The sequence below is a fragment of the Streptomyces hydrogenans genome (assembly GCF_014656075.1).
Taxonomy (GTDB): domain Bacteria; phylum Actinomycetota; class Actinomycetes; order Streptomycetales; family Streptomycetaceae; genus Streptomyces; species Streptomyces hydrogenans.
This window is the reverse complement of record NZ_BNBS01000001.1, coordinates 145,448-160,357: the sequence shown is the minus strand read 5'-3', so window position 1 is coordinate 160,357 and position 14,910 is coordinate 145,448. Positions and strand designations below refer to the sequence as shown.

Annotated in this window: 10 protein-coding genes; 5 read left to right on the top strand and 5 right to left on the bottom strand. The window is 74.6% G+C overall.

Features of this window, described 5'->3' with window-relative positions:
- Positions 1-5: 5 nt before the first annotated feature.
- The 4 genes from IE321_RS00715 to IE321_RS00700 form a co-directional block, all read right to left on the bottom strand.
- Positions 6-1,883, bottom strand: coding sequence for a TOMM precursor leader peptide-binding protein (locus IE321_RS00715; protein ID WP_190221310.1), 1,878 nt, complete (start codon positions 1,881-1,883; stop codon positions 6-8).
- Entirely contained in the window at positions 1,873-4,107 is a 2,235-nt protein-coding gene (locus IE321_RS00710) for a TOMM precursor leader peptide-binding protein (RefSeq protein ID WP_190221309.1), read from the bottom strand. The genes IE321_RS00715 and IE321_RS00710 overlap by 11 nt, the downstream gene beginning before the upstream one ends.
- Before the next feature lie 176 nt (positions 4,108-4,283).
- Complete coding sequence (locus IE321_RS00705; RefSeq protein ID WP_190221308.1) at positions 4,284-6,167, bottom strand: AfsR/SARP family transcriptional regulator; 1,884 nt, start codon at positions 6,165-6,167, stop codon at positions 4,284-4,286.
- Positions 6,168-6,734: 567 nt separating this feature from the next.
- Positions 6,735-7,742 carry an endonuclease/exonuclease/phosphatase family protein gene (locus IE321_RS00700; protein WP_190221307.1) on the bottom strand — a complete coding sequence of 336 codons (1,008 nt, stop codon included), beginning with the start codon at positions 7,740-7,742 and terminating at the stop codon, positions 6,735-6,737.
- A gap of 245 nt (positions 7,743-7,987) precedes the next feature.
- Between IE321_RS00700 and IE321_RS00695 the strand changes: the two genes are divergently transcribed.
- Positions 7,988-8,701: an NPP1 family protein gene (locus IE321_RS00695; RefSeq protein WP_190221420.1), complete on the top strand. Its 714-nt coding sequence runs from the start codon at positions 7,988-7,990 to the stop codon at positions 8,699-8,701.
- 18 nt (positions 8,702-8,719) lie between these two features.
- On the opposite strand, the gene IE321_RS00690 is transcribed toward IE321_RS00695, so the two are convergent.
- The gene (locus IE321_RS00690) at positions 8,720-10,021 is read right to left on the bottom strand and encodes an ROK family transcriptional regulator (RefSeq protein WP_190221306.1); all 1,302 of its coding nucleotides are present in this window, start codon (positions 10,019-10,021) and stop codon (positions 8,720-8,722) included.
- Between the two features lie 171 nt (positions 10,022-10,192).
- Between IE321_RS00690 and IE321_RS00685 the strand changes: the two genes are divergently transcribed.
- Genes IE321_RS00685 through IE321_RS00670 form a run of 4 tightly spaced genes read left to right on the top strand, consistent with a single transcriptional unit; the run spans position 10,193 to position 14,787 of the window.
- Positions 10,193-11,503, top strand: a complete 1,311-nt coding sequence (locus tag IE321_RS00685; protein ID WP_190221305.1) for an ABC transporter substrate-binding protein — start codon at positions 10,193-10,195, stop codon at positions 11,501-11,503.
- An 11-nt stretch (positions 11,504-11,514) separates the two neighbouring features.
- Positions 11,515-12,507 (top strand): carbohydrate ABC transporter permease, encoded by a 993-nt coding sequence (locus IE321_RS00680; RefSeq protein ID WP_043222342.1) that lies wholly within the window; start codon positions 11,515-11,517, stop codon positions 12,505-12,507.
- 37 nt (positions 12,508-12,544) lie between these two features.
- Positions 12,545-13,384 carry a carbohydrate ABC transporter permease gene (locus IE321_RS00675; RefSeq protein WP_043222507.1) on the top strand — a complete coding sequence of 280 codons (840 nt, stop codon included), beginning with the start codon at positions 12,545-12,547 and terminating at the stop codon, positions 13,382-13,384.
- 47 nt (positions 13,385-13,431) lie between these two features.
- The gene (locus tag IE321_RS00670) at positions 13,432-14,787 is read left to right on the top strand and encodes a GH1 family beta-glucosidase (protein ID WP_043222506.1); all 1,356 of its coding nucleotides are present in this window, start codon (positions 13,432-13,434) and stop codon (positions 14,785-14,787) included.
- Positions 14,788-14,910: the final 123 nt, after the last annotated feature.

The window sequence follows — 14,910 nt, the reverse complement described above, 5'->3', positions numbered from 1 at the left end:
GCCGGTCACGGGAAGGGATGGGGGGCGGGGTTGAGACCGGCGGCGCCGAGCGTCGTCCGCATCCGGGGCATGTGGCGGGCGCGCTGGCGCGCCCAGCCGAAGTCGATCGGCAGCAGGCCGGGCACCAGGACCTTCACCGTGTGCAGGCCGAGGGCCCGCTGTTCGGGCAGGGTCTGGTCGACGACCACCACGTCGAACCCGGCCGCCGCCACCGCGTCCACGGCCCGCAGCAGGTCCTCCCCGAGGTCGGCGGAGGCGACCGCCCCCGTGGCGTCGGGCCAGGCCAGGTCGGCGACGGCCAGCGGCGGGCGCGGCGACTTCGGCCGCAGCAGGAAGTCGGCGTACCGCCCCATCTCGGGGATCCCGTACAGGATCGGATGGTCGTGGAGGCCGGTGACCAGGTCGAAGTCGGCCGCCATGGCCCGCAGCCGGGGCTCGTCGCGCCGGGTCCTGCCGACCAGGTTCACGGCGTCGGTGGCGATCTCGCACAGCGCCGAGTCGAGCGCCGACTCGGGGTCGAGCCCGGCGCCCGCCCCGAAGCACATGCGCCCGGTGGAGCCGTCGACGCGCTCGGCGCAGGCCGTGACGACCGGGATCGGGAAGCCGATCCGCGTGTCGAAGAAGCGGGCCCGGTAGCCGTACATCGCCAGCCGGTCCACCATGTGCCGGGTCGAGCGACGGGCGCTCGTCGCCGGGTCGATCTCGCGCAGCGGCACCTGTCCGTACCAGGCGAGCAGGAAGGCGTCGCGTTCGACGACCTCCATCAGGCCGAAGTACACGGCCTCCTCCAGACTGCCCCCGGAGGCGCAACCGTTGGAGCTCTCCTGGACGAACCGGTGCTCCAGGCCCGGCGCGTGGTAGTACGCCAGGACCTCCGGCACCGGCCGGGGCCGGGAGTCCCGCAGCGACCAGCCCCACACCCAGGGGATCGGCCGCTCCGGCGAGAACGGTGTGACGCGCGGGTTGGCCAGGTAGAAGGCGGCGTCGTACAGCCCGGTCTCGCGCGGGTCGACGGCCCCCGGGCCCAGGCTGTCCAGGGAGGCGACGAGTCCGGCGGCCCGTCCGCGCGCCCGCATCCCCGCGTACCGTTCGAGGCCCTCCAGGATCCCGATGCGCCGGCTGCGCGCGTAGGTGTCGGCGTGCCCGCCCCAGAAGGTCTCGCGCAGGTAGTCGCCCGACCGGGTCGAGAAGCAGCCGACCGTGGCCGAGGTGGTGGTGGAGGCCACGTCGAAGACGACCGAGGGACCCACCGCCCCCCAGTGCGGGTTGGCGAAGGCGTCCTCGGGCAGCTGGTACTCCTCGACCGGCCGCACCCGGAAGGCTCCGGGCCGGTGCTTCGGCGCGGGCCGCAGCACCAGCGCCGCGCCCTCCGCCGAGTCCGCCACGGGCCGGGCGCAGGACGGGCACTCGGGGTCCGGGACCAGCGGGTGGGTGCGGACGGTCAGGGTGTCCAGGTCGAGCAGTCGGACGGAGGGGTACGGGCCGGGCCCGGGCTCCCGCGCGGCCGGCCGCTCCAGCAGCGCGGCCACCGCCGTCGCCGCGAAGGGGATCCCGTACGGCCAGGCGCCCGCCGCCCGCGTCCCGCCGCCGAGCTCCAGACCCTCCCGCAGCTGCACCGAGCGGACGCCCTGCCAGCGACGCTCCAGACAGGTCGCGCAGCCGGGCGCCCCGTCCGCCGAGGGCCAGGGGCCGACGAGGACCTGGCGCCCGTACAGCCGGACCGGCAGCCGTCCTTCGGACGCGGCGGCGGAGGCGTAGGCGTCGGTCACGCCCAGCGCGGCCACCTCGGGTTCGGGCGTGGGCGTGAACTCGGCTCGGACGGCGGCCAGTTCGCGCGCGAAGGCGGTGGTGGCGACGGCGGGCGGCGCGGTGTCAGCCGGCATCGGGGGCCGCCCGGGTCAGCAGCACGCGGACGGTGACGATGCCCGCCGTCGGCAGGTCGGCCGCGTGCGTGGGCACGACGAAGGCGTCCCGCCCGGCCGCCGCGAGCCGCTCCAGGATCCGCGCCCACTCCACGCCGGTGCCGTCCGCCCCGGCCGGTCCGGCGGCGGTCACCGGCACCAGCGCCGGGTCGAGGTCCCGCAGCAGGGGATCGCCCGGATCGGCGGCGCGCGCCGAATCGTCCTCCTCGCAGGCCAGTTGGGCGGAGCCCAGCAGGTCCCGCACGGCGTCCGCGGCCGCGCCCGGCAGGTCGGGGGCCGCGCCGACCGCCCACCGGCCCGGTTCCCGACCGGTCCCGGGGGTGCGGGCCAGGACCACGGAGGCGCCCGAGCGGCTCCGCTCGCCGAGGTCGAGGAGTTCGACGTCGAGGCCCAGGAGCGTGGCCGATCGGAGCAGGAAGGTGAGCTCCGGGTCCTCGCCGAGGGCGTCCGGCGCGAGGACGGCCACCTCCCCGGCGCCGCCGACCGCCCGACACAGGGCGTCGTGCGCGAGCGCCGAGAGGAGTCCGGCCGCCGCGGCCTCCGGCAGGTCGGCGCCCGCCCCGGCTCCGGCCCGGGTCGGCTCGAAGCGGCGGTCGGCGTTGGCCGGGCCGAACGGCCGGACGGCGCCGGCCGGGACGCGGACCGTCTCCTTAGTCAGCAGCGAGGTCGCGACCGTCAAGGCCACGGTGCCACCGTCGCCGCCCGTGCCCGAGGCGACGGTGAGCAGCTCGGGGGCCACCTCCGGCAGTCCGTCCAGGGGTTCGGCGGGGACGGCAGTCGGCACCACGTGCTCGGCGTAGACGAGGGCCGCCGCGTTCAGCGCCCGCAGCCGCGCGCCGGCCGTGTGGTGCACGTCGAAGGCGGTGATCGTGCGGCTGCCCCGCGCACCCAGACCCACGACGACCGCGCCCACCTTCAGCGGCGTCTGCGTCAGCGGCTCGTCCGCGAACGCGCGGAACACCCCGGCGTGCGGGCGGACCAGCGCCGAGCGCCGCTCCAGTTCGGCCAGCGGCCCCTGGGCCGCGTCGTCGTCGGGCGCGGTGGCCACCGTCGGGAGGAAGGCCGGCCGGGCCGGCGCCGACGCGAGGTCGACCGGCTCCGGCACGGTGGCGGGCGCGGAGCAGAACGGACAGCGCGGGTGCGGGAGCAGCGGCTCGGCGGCCACGTCGAGCGTCGCCGTGTGCTGGACCAGAAGCTTGTCCCGGGTCTCGGCCGGCAGCGCGCCCGTCGTCAGGCGGAAGACCTCGTAGCCCAGCAGGTTCCCGATCATCGCGGCCAGGGGGCCGGACGGCCGCGCCCCGGGGACGCCGAGGGCGAGCCCGCTCCACAGCTCGGCGGCGTCCGCCGCGTCCCCGGCCGCGCCCATGCGCAGCGCGGCGCAGGCCCAGCAGCTCGCCGACTCGTCGTCCATCACCGGACCGACCACCAGCCGGTCGCCGAACGCCCAGGCCGGCAGCAGCGCCCGCCCCTCCGGCACCCCGGCGCGCAGCAGTTCCAGGACGGTGCCGGGTGTGTCCGGCCCGGCGGCCACCACCAGGTCGTACCCCTCGTGGGCGGCCCGGCCCGCGGCCCCGGCGGGCAGCTCCGACAGGTCCACCGGGCAGCCCTCGGCGGCCAGCTCGGCCGCCTCCGCGCGCACGGCGGCGAACTCCTCGGGGGAGGTGCTGCCCGTCCCACGGGCGAGGGCGGGCTCGACGCCGATGGTCGCGCAGCCGTTGCGGAGCAGCGAGAGCACGCACCAGCGGGCCACCGGTCCGTCGCCGAGCACGGCGACCCGGGTGGCGCGGAAGCGGGCGAAGCGGGCGTCGGCCCCGTCGGTGTAGTGGTCGACGTAGGCGATCTGGGGCGCGAAGCGGGCGGCGGCCGGGTCGGTCGCCGCCGCGGCCGGGTCCGCGGCGGGCTCGGAGACGGGCCGGGCGAAGCCACGCGCGTAGAGCGCCTGGACGAGCCCGCCCACCATCGCCTTCTGCCGGTCGCCGAAGCCCGAACAGATCTCCTCGACCGACCGGCTGCCGTCGAGGTGCGGCATGAGGAGGCTGGCGAAGCGGTAGCCGGAGGCGCCGGTGAGCCGGAAGCCGCCGTCGGCGTTGTGGAAGATCACGCCGTCGGGCGTGCGGGTGTACAGGACATCGCGACGGACTCGCGGCCGGGTTCCGGCGACTTCCGTGTACGACGGGGAGGTCATGCGTGCGTCACACCTCTCGTTGTGCGGCGGGCGGGCCCGGGGTGGTGGGGCGCCGGCTCGGGGGCGGGGCGGTTGCGGGAGGTACGGGTGGGGCTGGTGGGACTCGGGGGAAAGGAGCGTGGCGCACGGTTCCGGGGAGGTGCCGTGCGGTCGGGCGGCGCCGGACGGACCGGCGGTCAGCGCAGCGCGGCGGGCAGGGGTGGCCGCGGCAGCGCCTGCGAACGGCCGCTCGGCGAGCGCGCCGCGCGCCGGGCGTGGGCGCGCAGCAGGGCGTGCGGACGGAAGTCGCCGGGCAGGCCCTCCTCCAGGAACCCGGCGTCCAGGAGCCCTTCGAGGATCAGCTCGGCGGTCTCCGCCGGGACGCCGAGGACACCGGCGGCGCGTGCGGCGGTGAGCGGTTCGTACGGGGAGGCCGCGAGTCGCAGATGCGCCTCGGCGAGCGCGGGGGAGAGCCGGCCCAGGGCCTCGTCGAGGCGCTGCGGCACCGAGGTGCGGGGGTCGTCCGCGAGGCTCAGGCGGCCGGCCGGGTCCTGGCGCAGCCAGTCGGCGTAGTCGGTGAGCCGGAGCCGGGGCCGGGTGAGGAGCCGGGCGGCGGCGATCCGCAGGGCGAGCGGATGGTGGCCGCAGGCGTCGGCGAGGTGCCGGGCGGCGGCCGGCTCGGCCCCGGTCCGCTCGCCGCCCAGGGCGGAGACGAGGAACGCCTCGGCCTCCTCCGGGGCGAGCGCGCCGAGCCGGTGCACGGTGCCGCCGTGGGTGGCGACCAGCGCGGCGAGCCCGGTCCTGCTGGTGACCAGCGCCGCGGCACCGGCGTGCCCGGTGAGCAGCGGGCGGACCTGGTCGGGGTGGACGACGTCGTCGAGGACGAGCAGCACCGGGACGGCGCCGGCCCCGCCGGGCAGCACGCGGCGCTCATCGGCGGCGGCGTCCTCGGCGGTGCGCGGGGTGCCGTCGGCATGGGTGAGCTGGACCAGCGCGCTGCCGCCGGGGTGGTGACCGGCCACCAGCCGGGCCACGTGCAGGGCGAGGGCCGTCTTGCCGAGGCCGGGGGCGCCGGAGAGGACGGCGACGGGCGCGTGCCCGCCGTCGCCCGGGCCGCCGGCGCCCAGGCGGACCAGGGCGTCGACCTCGCCCGCGCGACCGGTGAAGCCCGGCACCGTGGGGAGGGCCGCGGCGGTCGGCGCGTGGGGGGCGGGGCCGGAACCTTCGGGGCGCGGCCGGGCGGCCGTCGTCGTGAAGGGCTCGGCGTGCGGTGCCCGGTGGGCGTCCTCGACGGGTCCGGCGAGTGCGGCCGGCGCCGCCGGTCTTCGGCCGGTGTCGACCGGACCCAGCCGCTCCCCCCGGAGGATGGCGAGTTCGAGGCCCTGGAGCTCGGCGCGCGGGTCGACGCCGAGCCGGTCGCGCAGGTGCTCCTTGACGCGCCGGTACTCGGCGAGCGCCTCGGTCTGCCGGCCGAGCCGGTAGAGGGCGGTCATCAGCTGTTCGGCGAACCGTTCGTGCTCCGGGTATACGCGCGTAACCTCCCATAGATCGACGAGGGCTTCACGACATCGGCCGTGCTCCAGCTCGATGTCCACGACCCGCTCCAGGACCCGCAGCCGCTCCTCGGCGAGGCGCGGCACCTCGTCCCGGTGGAGCAGTTCGGAGGGCACGTTGGCGAGGAGCGGCCCCTGCCACAGGGCCAGCGCGCTCCGCAGGGCGTACAGCTCGGAGTCGGCGCCGGCACCGGCGGCCCGTTCGACGAGGCGGCGGAAATGGAGCAGGTCCAGGGTGTCGGCGTCGGCGTCGATGCGGTAGCCGCCCGCCACCGCGACGACGGCCTGGTCCTCGATGCCGTACTTGGCGAAGAGCCGGCGCAGCCGCAGGACGCAGCTCTGGAGGGCGGCCTTGGCGGTGGTCGGCTGCTCCTCGCCCCAGACGGCGCCGCGCAGCCGGTCGGTGGAGACGATCGCACCGGGGCGCACGAGCAGGGCCGCGAGCAGCGCCGTCGGCTTGGAGGGCGGGAGGACCGCGACGTCCCGCCCGTCGGTGATGCTCAGGGGCCCGAGCAGCTGGAATCGCACGTGTTCTCCGTCTTCCCCGAGTGACGTACCCGGCCGCTGGTCGGTCGGCCGGTGGTGCGTGGTCGTGCGACGGTCCGCCGGTGGTCGACGCGCCGGTCCGTCCGGTGGGCGCGCGGCTACGGCCGGTCGGAGCCGTGCCGCCGGGGGCGTGGGGTGGGAGGCCGAACGGGGATTGCGGGCATGGGGGAACCACCGGGGGAGCGGAGGGGCGGGTCGATGCGCTGGGCGGTCGCGGCCGGAGGGAGCGGCCGGAAGGTGGGGGCGTGGTCCCGGTCGGCGGCGGGGCCAGCACGGAAGGTACAGGCGGCGCGCCGGGCGCGGACCAGGGGGAGTGGACTTCCGGCCAAGCGTCGCGGCGTGGTTGACGCCGGACGTGCGGGTGTGCGGAGGTCCGGGAGCGGAACCCGCCCGGAACGACAAGGCGTGAGGCCATGGCCAACGCTGTCCGCCATCCGGACGCGCGCGGGAGGAACCCTCCGCTCCCCGGAAGCTCGTCGGGCGGCGTGGCCCGGCCGGCAACATTGGCCGCTTTGCGACCTCGGCCCCCAGGCGGAGCGGTGGTCGGGCTCAGGAAGCGCCGTGGAGGACGACCCGGACCAGCACCGGCAGATGGTCGCTCCCGGTGGCCGGAAGGGCGCGGACGGCGGGGACGTGGGCGCCGCGGGCGAGCACCTGGTCGATGCGGGCCAGGGGGAGGGCGGCGGGGTAGCTCAGGGCGAGACCGCGCTCGGGGGCGACGAGGCGTGAGGTCAGCGGGGCCAGACCGCGGTCGTCGACGGTGCCGTTGAGGTCGCCCGCGAGGACGATCCGGTCGGAGGGGTCCGCCGCCAGGATCCCGCCGAGGAGGGCGGCGCTCTCGTCGCGGCGCGCCGAGGCGAGCCCGCCGGGGCCGAGACGGACGGACGGCAGGTGGACGACGTACGCCGCCACGGTCCCGTACGGGCTGCGCACCTCGGCCCGCAGCGCCCGCCGCCAGGGCTCCGTGATGCCTTGGGGCCGGATGTCCAGCGCCCGGGCCCCGGTGAGCGGGTGGCGGGACCAGAGGCCGACCGTGCCCTGGACGGAGTGGTACGGGTAGCGGGGCGCCAGCGTCCGCCGGTAGGTGTCGAGGGCCGGGTCGACCAGCTCCTGGAGGGCGATGAGGTCGGCTCCGCTGTCCGCGAGCGCCCGGGCCGTTCCGGCCGGATCGGCGTTGTCGTCGGCCACGTTGTGCTGGACCACGGTGAGTTCGCGCGGGCCGGGTGAGGGCGCGGGCAACAGCGACGGGCCGAAGGCGACGGCCCAGGCGACGGTGGGGACGAGCAGGACGAGCAGCGCCGTGCGGGCGCGCCGGAGCGCCGCGCAGACCAGCAGCAGCGCGGTGAACGGGCCGAGCCAGAAGAGGAAGGACTCCACGAGGCTGCCCAGCCGCCCGGGGGTGTTCGGCACGAACCGGTGCAGCGCGAGCAGCCCCGCGGTGACGACGCCGAGCCCGGCGAGCACCGTCCCGCGCCGGCGTCCGCCGCCCGTCCCGCGCCGGAGCAGCCGTCGCCACCCCGTCGCGCCCGATGTCCCTTCTCGCCCCGCCACGGTCATCCGCCCTTTCCCCGGTCGTCCCTCGATCTTCCCCCGACGTCCCTGATCAGGACGTTCCCGGCCGCTCCGCGGTTGCCGGCCGTTTGACGGGCTCTTGGAGTGGGCATGTCAGCGCCCGATCGGCAGGTCCACCGTCCGTCCCGCGGTGCGACCCCCCACCCCGTCGCCTCGACCCCACCAGGGAGCCGGAGTTGAAGACCTCGCGCCGCGTCACGAAGGGAGCCGCCGTCCTCGGCGGCGCCCTCATGCTCCTCCTCGCGTTCCCGGGCGGCGCCCTCGCCGCTCCGCCGCCCGCGCTCCCCGCGAACGCGGACGCCCTGGAGCGGACCTACCAGCCCGCGTACGACTACGACACGGACGGCTGCTACCCGACCGCCGCGATCGGCCCCGACGGCACCCTCAACCCCGGGCTCAACCCGTCCGGCACGGTCAGCGGCCAGTGCCGGGACTCCTGGGACCTGGCCGGCACCAACGGCTACTCGCGCGCGCTCTGCGACCACGAGTGGTGCGCGGTCCTCTACGGCCTGTACTTCGAGAAGGACCAGGCCGTCTGGGGCAGCGGGCTCGGCGGCCACCGGCACGACTGGGAGCACGTCGTCGTCTGGATCCGGAACGGGCAGGCCGAGTACGTCTCCACCTCGAACCACGGCTCCTTCACCGTGCACGCCCGGGACAGGATCCGCTGGGACGGCACCCACCCGAAGGTCGTGTACCACAAGGACGGCATCGGCACCCACTGCTTCCGGGCCGCCAACGGCAACGACGAGCCGCCCGAGAACCACCAGGGCACCTGGCAGTTCCCTGCCCTCGTCGGCTGGAACGGCTACCCGCCCGGCATCCGCGAGAAGCTCAGCCGGGCCGACTTCGGCAGCGCCCACTTCGGGCTCAAGGACGGCAGCTTCGCCGACCACCTCGCCAAGGCGAAGCCGGCCGGCATCTCCTTCGACCCCTACGCGTAGCCGGCGCGGGGCCGGGTCTCAGGTGGTGACCCGGTCCCGCAGCGCCGTCTGCCACGCGGGCGCCGGGATGCTGGGCGCACGCTCGGGGCGGCGCCCGCCCTGGGCGAAGAAGTCGACCAGCGGCAGGAGTCCGGCTCCGACCGTCACCGCCTCGGGACCGAGCGTCCCGAGCGCGATCTCCGTGCGCCCGCCGGGGTGGCGGAGCGCGTAGGCGCGGGCGTACGCCGTCACGGAGCCGAGGAACCGGCTCCCGAGCTGGAGCCCCGCCCAGCCGCCGACGAGGATCCGCTCCGGCTGGAAGAGGTTGATGAGGTCGGCCAGCCCCGCCCCGAGGTACTCGGCGGTCTCGTCCAGGACCGTGAGCGCCACCGCGTCGGCCGGGCCGCCGTCCGGGTACGCCGCCGCGAGCATCGCCGTCAGGGCGGTCTCCTCGTCGGCGCCGGCCGGCGGCTCGCCGCCCGCCTCCCGCCAGCGTTCGAGCAGCGCCTCCGCGCCGGCGTACGCCTCCAGGCAGCCCTGGGCGCCGCAGCGGCAGCGCCGGCCCCGGACGCGTACGGTCAGATGGCCCCACTCCAGCGCCCGCCCGGGGCCCAGCGGGTCGGTGACCACACAGGCGCCGACGCCGGAGCCGAAGAGCACGGCCACGGCGCTGCGGGCACCGCGCCCCGCCCCGAACCACATCTCGGCCTGGCCGAGGGTCTTGGCGCCGTTCTCGATCCGGTACGGCACCTCCGGCGGCAGGTCCACCGCCTCCCGGAGCAGCCGCTCCAGCGGGACCGCGTCCCAGCCGATGGTCTGTCCGTGCACCACCGCCCCGTCCTCCGGGGTCCGCTCGACGATGCCGGGGACGCCGATCCCCACGCCCAGCAGCCGCTCCGAGGAGACGCCGGCCGTGCGCAGCACCTCCGCGATGCCGTCCCGCAGCAGCCGCACCACGAGCCCGACCTCGTACCGCCCGATCCGCGGTCCCGAGGTCGCCAAGGGGCGCTCGGTGCGGGCCAGTTCGGTGAGGGCCAGGTCGAACAGCTCGATCCGCACCCGCGTCTCGCCGATGTCGACGCCGATCATGCAGCCGCTGTCCGGCGCGATCCGCAGCAGGGTGCGGGGCCGCCCGCCGGCCGAGTCGACGCTGCCGGCCTCCTCGACGAGCCCCTCGGTGACCAGTTCCGCGACCACGTTGCTGATCGAACCGGAGCTGAGTCCGGTCGCGGGGCCCAGCATCAGCCGGCTCATCGGGCCGTCGAAATAGAGCCTGCGCAGCACCGCCGTCCGGTTCTCGCGCCGCAGGTCGCGCACCGTGCGGCCACTCTTCCCGTGCACTCTCGTCCCCGCCCCTCGTAGTCGTCCGCTGCAACATACCCGCACGACAAGCCTTGACGCGACCTTCTCATGGGGTTTAACTCACATCCTAAATTAAGCCGACGCGGCGGAGAGCGGTCCGGGCGCTCCCCCTGTCGGTACTCCCGCCTTCCCTGAAAGGGACCAGGAGCCATGCGCAGAATCAGAGCCGCCGTCACGGGTGCCGTCACCCTCTCCCTCGTCCTCACCGCGACCGCCTGTGGCGGCGGCGGAGAGGACGGCGGCGGCCAGGCCACGAAGACCCTCACGTACTGGGCCACCAACCAGGGCTCCAGCCTGGAGGTCGACAAGAAGGTCCTCCAGCCCGAGCTGGACGAGTTCGAGCGCCGCACCGGCGTCAAGGTCAAGCTGGAGGTGATCCCGTGGTCCGACCTGCTCAACCGGATCCTCACCGCCACCACCTCCGGCCAGGGCCCGGACGTCCTCAACATCGGCAACACCTGGAGCGCCTCCCTCCAGGCCACCGGCGCCCTGCTGCCCTGGGACGCGAAGAACTTCGAGGCGATCGGCGGCAAGGACCGCTTCGTCGACTCGGCGCTCGGCTCCACGGGCGCCCCCGGCAAGGACCCGGCCGCCGTCCCGCTCTACTCGATGGCCTACGCCCTCTACTACAACAAGCAGATGTTCAAGGACGCCGGCATAGCCAAGCCGCCGACGACCTGGGACGAGGTGGTCGACGCCGGCAAGAAGCTCGGCAAGAACGGCAAGTCCGGCATCGGCGTCGAGGGCTCCAACCTCTCCAACAACATCCACCAGGTGTTCGTCCTCGCCAAGCAGCACGGCGCGGACTTCTTCACCGCCGACGGCAAGCCCGACTTCACCTCCGACGGCGCCGTGGCCGCCGTCAAGCAGTACGTCGACCTCATGGCCACCCACAAGATCGTGGCCCCCGGCAACGCCGAATACGCCCAGAACCAGTCCCTCAGCGACTTCGCCAAGGACAAGACGGGCATGGTCCTGTGGCAGACCCCGTCGCAGACCTTCGCCTCCCAGGGCATGTCCGAGGAGGAGTGGGGCGTCGTCCCCGCCCCCGTCCCCTCGGGCAAGCCGGGCACCGGCACCTCGACGAACTCGATGGTCGCCGGCATCAACATGGCCGTCTTCAAGAACACCAAGAACCTCGACGGCGCCCTGAAGTTCGTGAAGTTCATGACCAGCGACGAGGAGCAGATCGCCCTCAACAAGACCTACGGCTCCGTGCCGCCGGTCAAGACCGCGCAGAAGGACCAGGCCTTCTCCGGCGCGTCCCTCGCCGTCATCCGCGACACCCTCGCCTCCAGCGCCGCCGCCCTCCCGCAGGTCGCGGAGGAGTCCCAGTTCGAGACCGTCGTCGGCACCGCGGTCAAGGAACTGTTCGCCGACGCCGCCGCCGGCCGGCCCGTCACCACCGAGTCCGTCAAGGCCAAGCTCGACAAGGCCCAGCAGCAGATGCCGAAGAAGTAGGCACCGGCCCCATGACCCAGACCGCCGTCACCCCCACGCGGGAGCCGGCGGTGCGCAAGGCCACACCCGGAGGGGCGCGCACCACACGCCGCTCCGGGCGTCGCCGTCTCGCACTGCCCTATCTGCTGCTCCTGCCCGCCCTGCTCCTCGAACTCCTCGTCCACCTCGTGCCGATGCTCATGGGCATCGCCATGAGCTTCAAGGAACTCACCCAGTTCTACATCCGCGACTGGGCCTCCGCCCCCTGGTCCGGACTGGACAACTTCTCGGTCTCCCTCGACTTCGACGGGGCCGTCGGGCAGTCGCTGCTCAAGTCCTTCCTCACCACCTGCCAGTTCACCCTGCTCTCCGTCGGCCTGTGCTGGCTGCTGGGCACGGCCGCCGCGATCCTCCTCCAGGAGAACTTCCGCGGCCGGGGCTTCCTGCGCACCCTCTTCCTCGTCCCGTACGCACTGCCCGTCTACGCCGCCGTCATCACCTGGGCCTTCATGTTCCAGCGCGACAACGGCCTCATCAACCACGTCCTCCACGACCAGCTCGGCATGGGCGACAGCCCCGCCTTCTGGCTCATCGGGGACAACAGCTTCTGGGCGCTGCTCGCCGTCTCCGTGTGGAAGGGCTGGCCCTTCGCCTTCCTCACCGTCATGGCCGGGCTCCAGAACATCCCCCGCGACATGTACGAGGCCGCCGCCCTCGACGGCGCCGGCATCTGGAAGCAGATCCGGCACATCACCCTGCCGTCCCTGCGCTCCGTCAACCAGGTCCTCGTCCTGGTCCTCTTCCTGTGGACCTTCAACGACTTCAACACGCCGTTCGTGCTCTTCGGCGAGGCGGCCCCCGAAGCGGCGGACCTCATCTCGCTCCACATCTACCAGTCGTCCTTCCAGACCTGGAACTTCGGCACCGGCTCGGCCATGTCCGTGCTCCTGCTGCTCTTCCTGCTCCTCGTCACGGGCGTCTACCTGCTGCTCACCAGCCGCGGAAGGAAGACCTCCGATGTCTGACGCCGCCCACGCCCGCGCGGCCCGGCCGCGCTCCCCGATGGCCCCGCCCCGGTCCTTCCTGTGGACCCGGCGGATCGTCCTCGCCCTCCTCGCCGGCTTCGTCCTGCTGCCGGTGTACGTGATGGTCTCCAGCTCGCTGAAGCCGCTGGAGGACGTCTCCGGGAAGTTCGAGTGGATCCCCTCCGGGCTCACCCTGCGCCCGTACGCGGACATCTGGGACACGGTCCCGCTCGCCGACTACTTCGTGAACTCGCTCGTCGTCTCCGGCGCCGCCACCGTCCTCTCCGTGGCCGTCGCGATCTTCGCCGCGTACGCCGTCAGCCGCTACACCTTCCGCGGCAAGCGGGTCTTCACCGTCACCGTCCTGTCGACGCAGATGTTCCCCGGCATCCTCTTCCTGCTGCCGCTCTTCCTCATCTACGTCAACATCGGCAACGCCACCGGCATCGCCCTCTTCGGCTCCCGCGAAGGCCTGATCCTCACCTATCTGACCTTCTCGCTGCCCTTCTCCATCTGGATGCTCACCGGGTACTTCGACTCGATCCCGCGCGAGCTCGACGAGGCGGCGAAGGTCGACGGCTGCGGCCCGATCCGCGCGCTCTTCCGGGTCATCGTGCCCGCCGCGCGCCCCGGCATCGTCGCCGTCGCCGTCTACGCCTTCATGACCGCCTGGGGCGAGGTCCTCTTCGCCTCCGTCATGACCAACGACACCACCCGCACGCTCGCCGTCGGGCTCCAGGGCTACGCCACCCAGAACGACGTCTACTGGAACCAGGTGATGGCCGCCTCCCTCGTGGTGAGCGTCCCCGTCGTCGTCGGGTTCCTCCTCCTCCAGCGCTACCTCGTCGCCGGCCTCACCGCGGGTGCGGTCAAGTGACGTCCTCCCAGCCCCGTACCGCAGAAAGGCACCCCGTGTCCGACCCCATCGACGCGCCCCTCGACCTGGCGGCCTTCCCGCCCTCCTTCGCCTGGGGCACGGCCACCTCCGCCTACCAGATCGAGGGAGCCGTCGCCGAGGACGGCCGCGCCCCCTCCATCTGGGACACCTTCTCCCGCGTCCCCGGCGCGATCGACAACGGCGACCACGGCGACACGGCCTGCGACCACTACCACCGCTGGCCCGAGGACATCGCCCTGATGAAGGAGCTCGGCACCGACTCCTACCGGATGTCGATCGCCTGGCCCCGCGTCGTCCCCGGCGGCGACGGGCCCGTCAACGCCGCCGGACTCGACTTCTACGACCGGCTCGTCGACGGCCTCCTCGACGCCGGCATCACCCCCTCCGTCACCCTCTACCACTGGGACCTGCCGCAGGCCCTCCAGGACCGGGGCGGCTGGACCTCCCGCGAGACCGCCGAACACCTCGCCGCGTACGCCTCCGTCGTCGCCGACCGGCTCGGCGACCGCGTCACCCGCTGGGCCACCCTCAACGAACCCCTCTGCTCCGCCTGGATCGGCCACCTGGAGGGCCGGATGGCGCCGGGCCTCACCGACCTGACGGCCGCCGTCCGCGCCTCGTACCACCTGCTCCTCGGCCACGGCCTCACCACGGCGGCGATCCGGGCCGCCGCGCCCGGCGCCCGCGTCGGCCTGGTCACCAACCACTCCACCGTCACGCCCGCCTCCGGCCGCCCCGAGGACCTGGCCGCCGCCGCCCGCATGGACGGACACAGCAACCGCTGGTGGCTCGACCCGGTGTACGGCCGCGGCTTCCCCGCCGACATGCGCGAGCTGTACGGCGTCGAACTCCCCGAGCGCCCCGGCGACCTGGAGACCATCGCCGCCCCCCTCGACTGGCACGGGCTCAACTACTACTTCCCGGTGACCGTCGCCGACGACCCCGAGGGCCCCGTCCCGCACGCCCGCGAGGTCCGCCTCCCCGACGTGCCCCGCACCGGCATGGACTGGCAGATCGAGGCGGCGGGCCTGGAGAGCCTGCTGCTGCGGCTGACCGAGGAGTACGGCGTCCGCGAGCTGTACGTCACCGAGAACGGCTCCGCCTTCCCCGACGCCGTCGGCCCCGAAGGCGCCGTCCACGACCCCGACCGGACCCGCTACCTGGAGCAGCACCTCGCCGCCTGCGCGAGCGCCGTCCGCAAGGGCGCCCCGCTCGCCGGCTACTACGCCTGGTCGCTCCTGGACAACTTCGAGTGGGCCTACGGCTACGACAAGCGCTTCGGCCTCGTCCACGTCGACTACGCCACCCAGAAGCGCACCGTGAAGACCAGCGGCCGCCGCTACGCCGAACTCATCCGCGCCCACCGCGAACTCCGCGACTGACCGGCCCCCCCGACCGCGCGCCAGGCCGCCCCTACCGTCAGGGGGGCGGCCTGGCGCGCCGCGTCCGTGCCGCCCCCACTTCCTTCCGGAAGGGGACGGGCACCGGCCGCCCGCCGTGGCGGA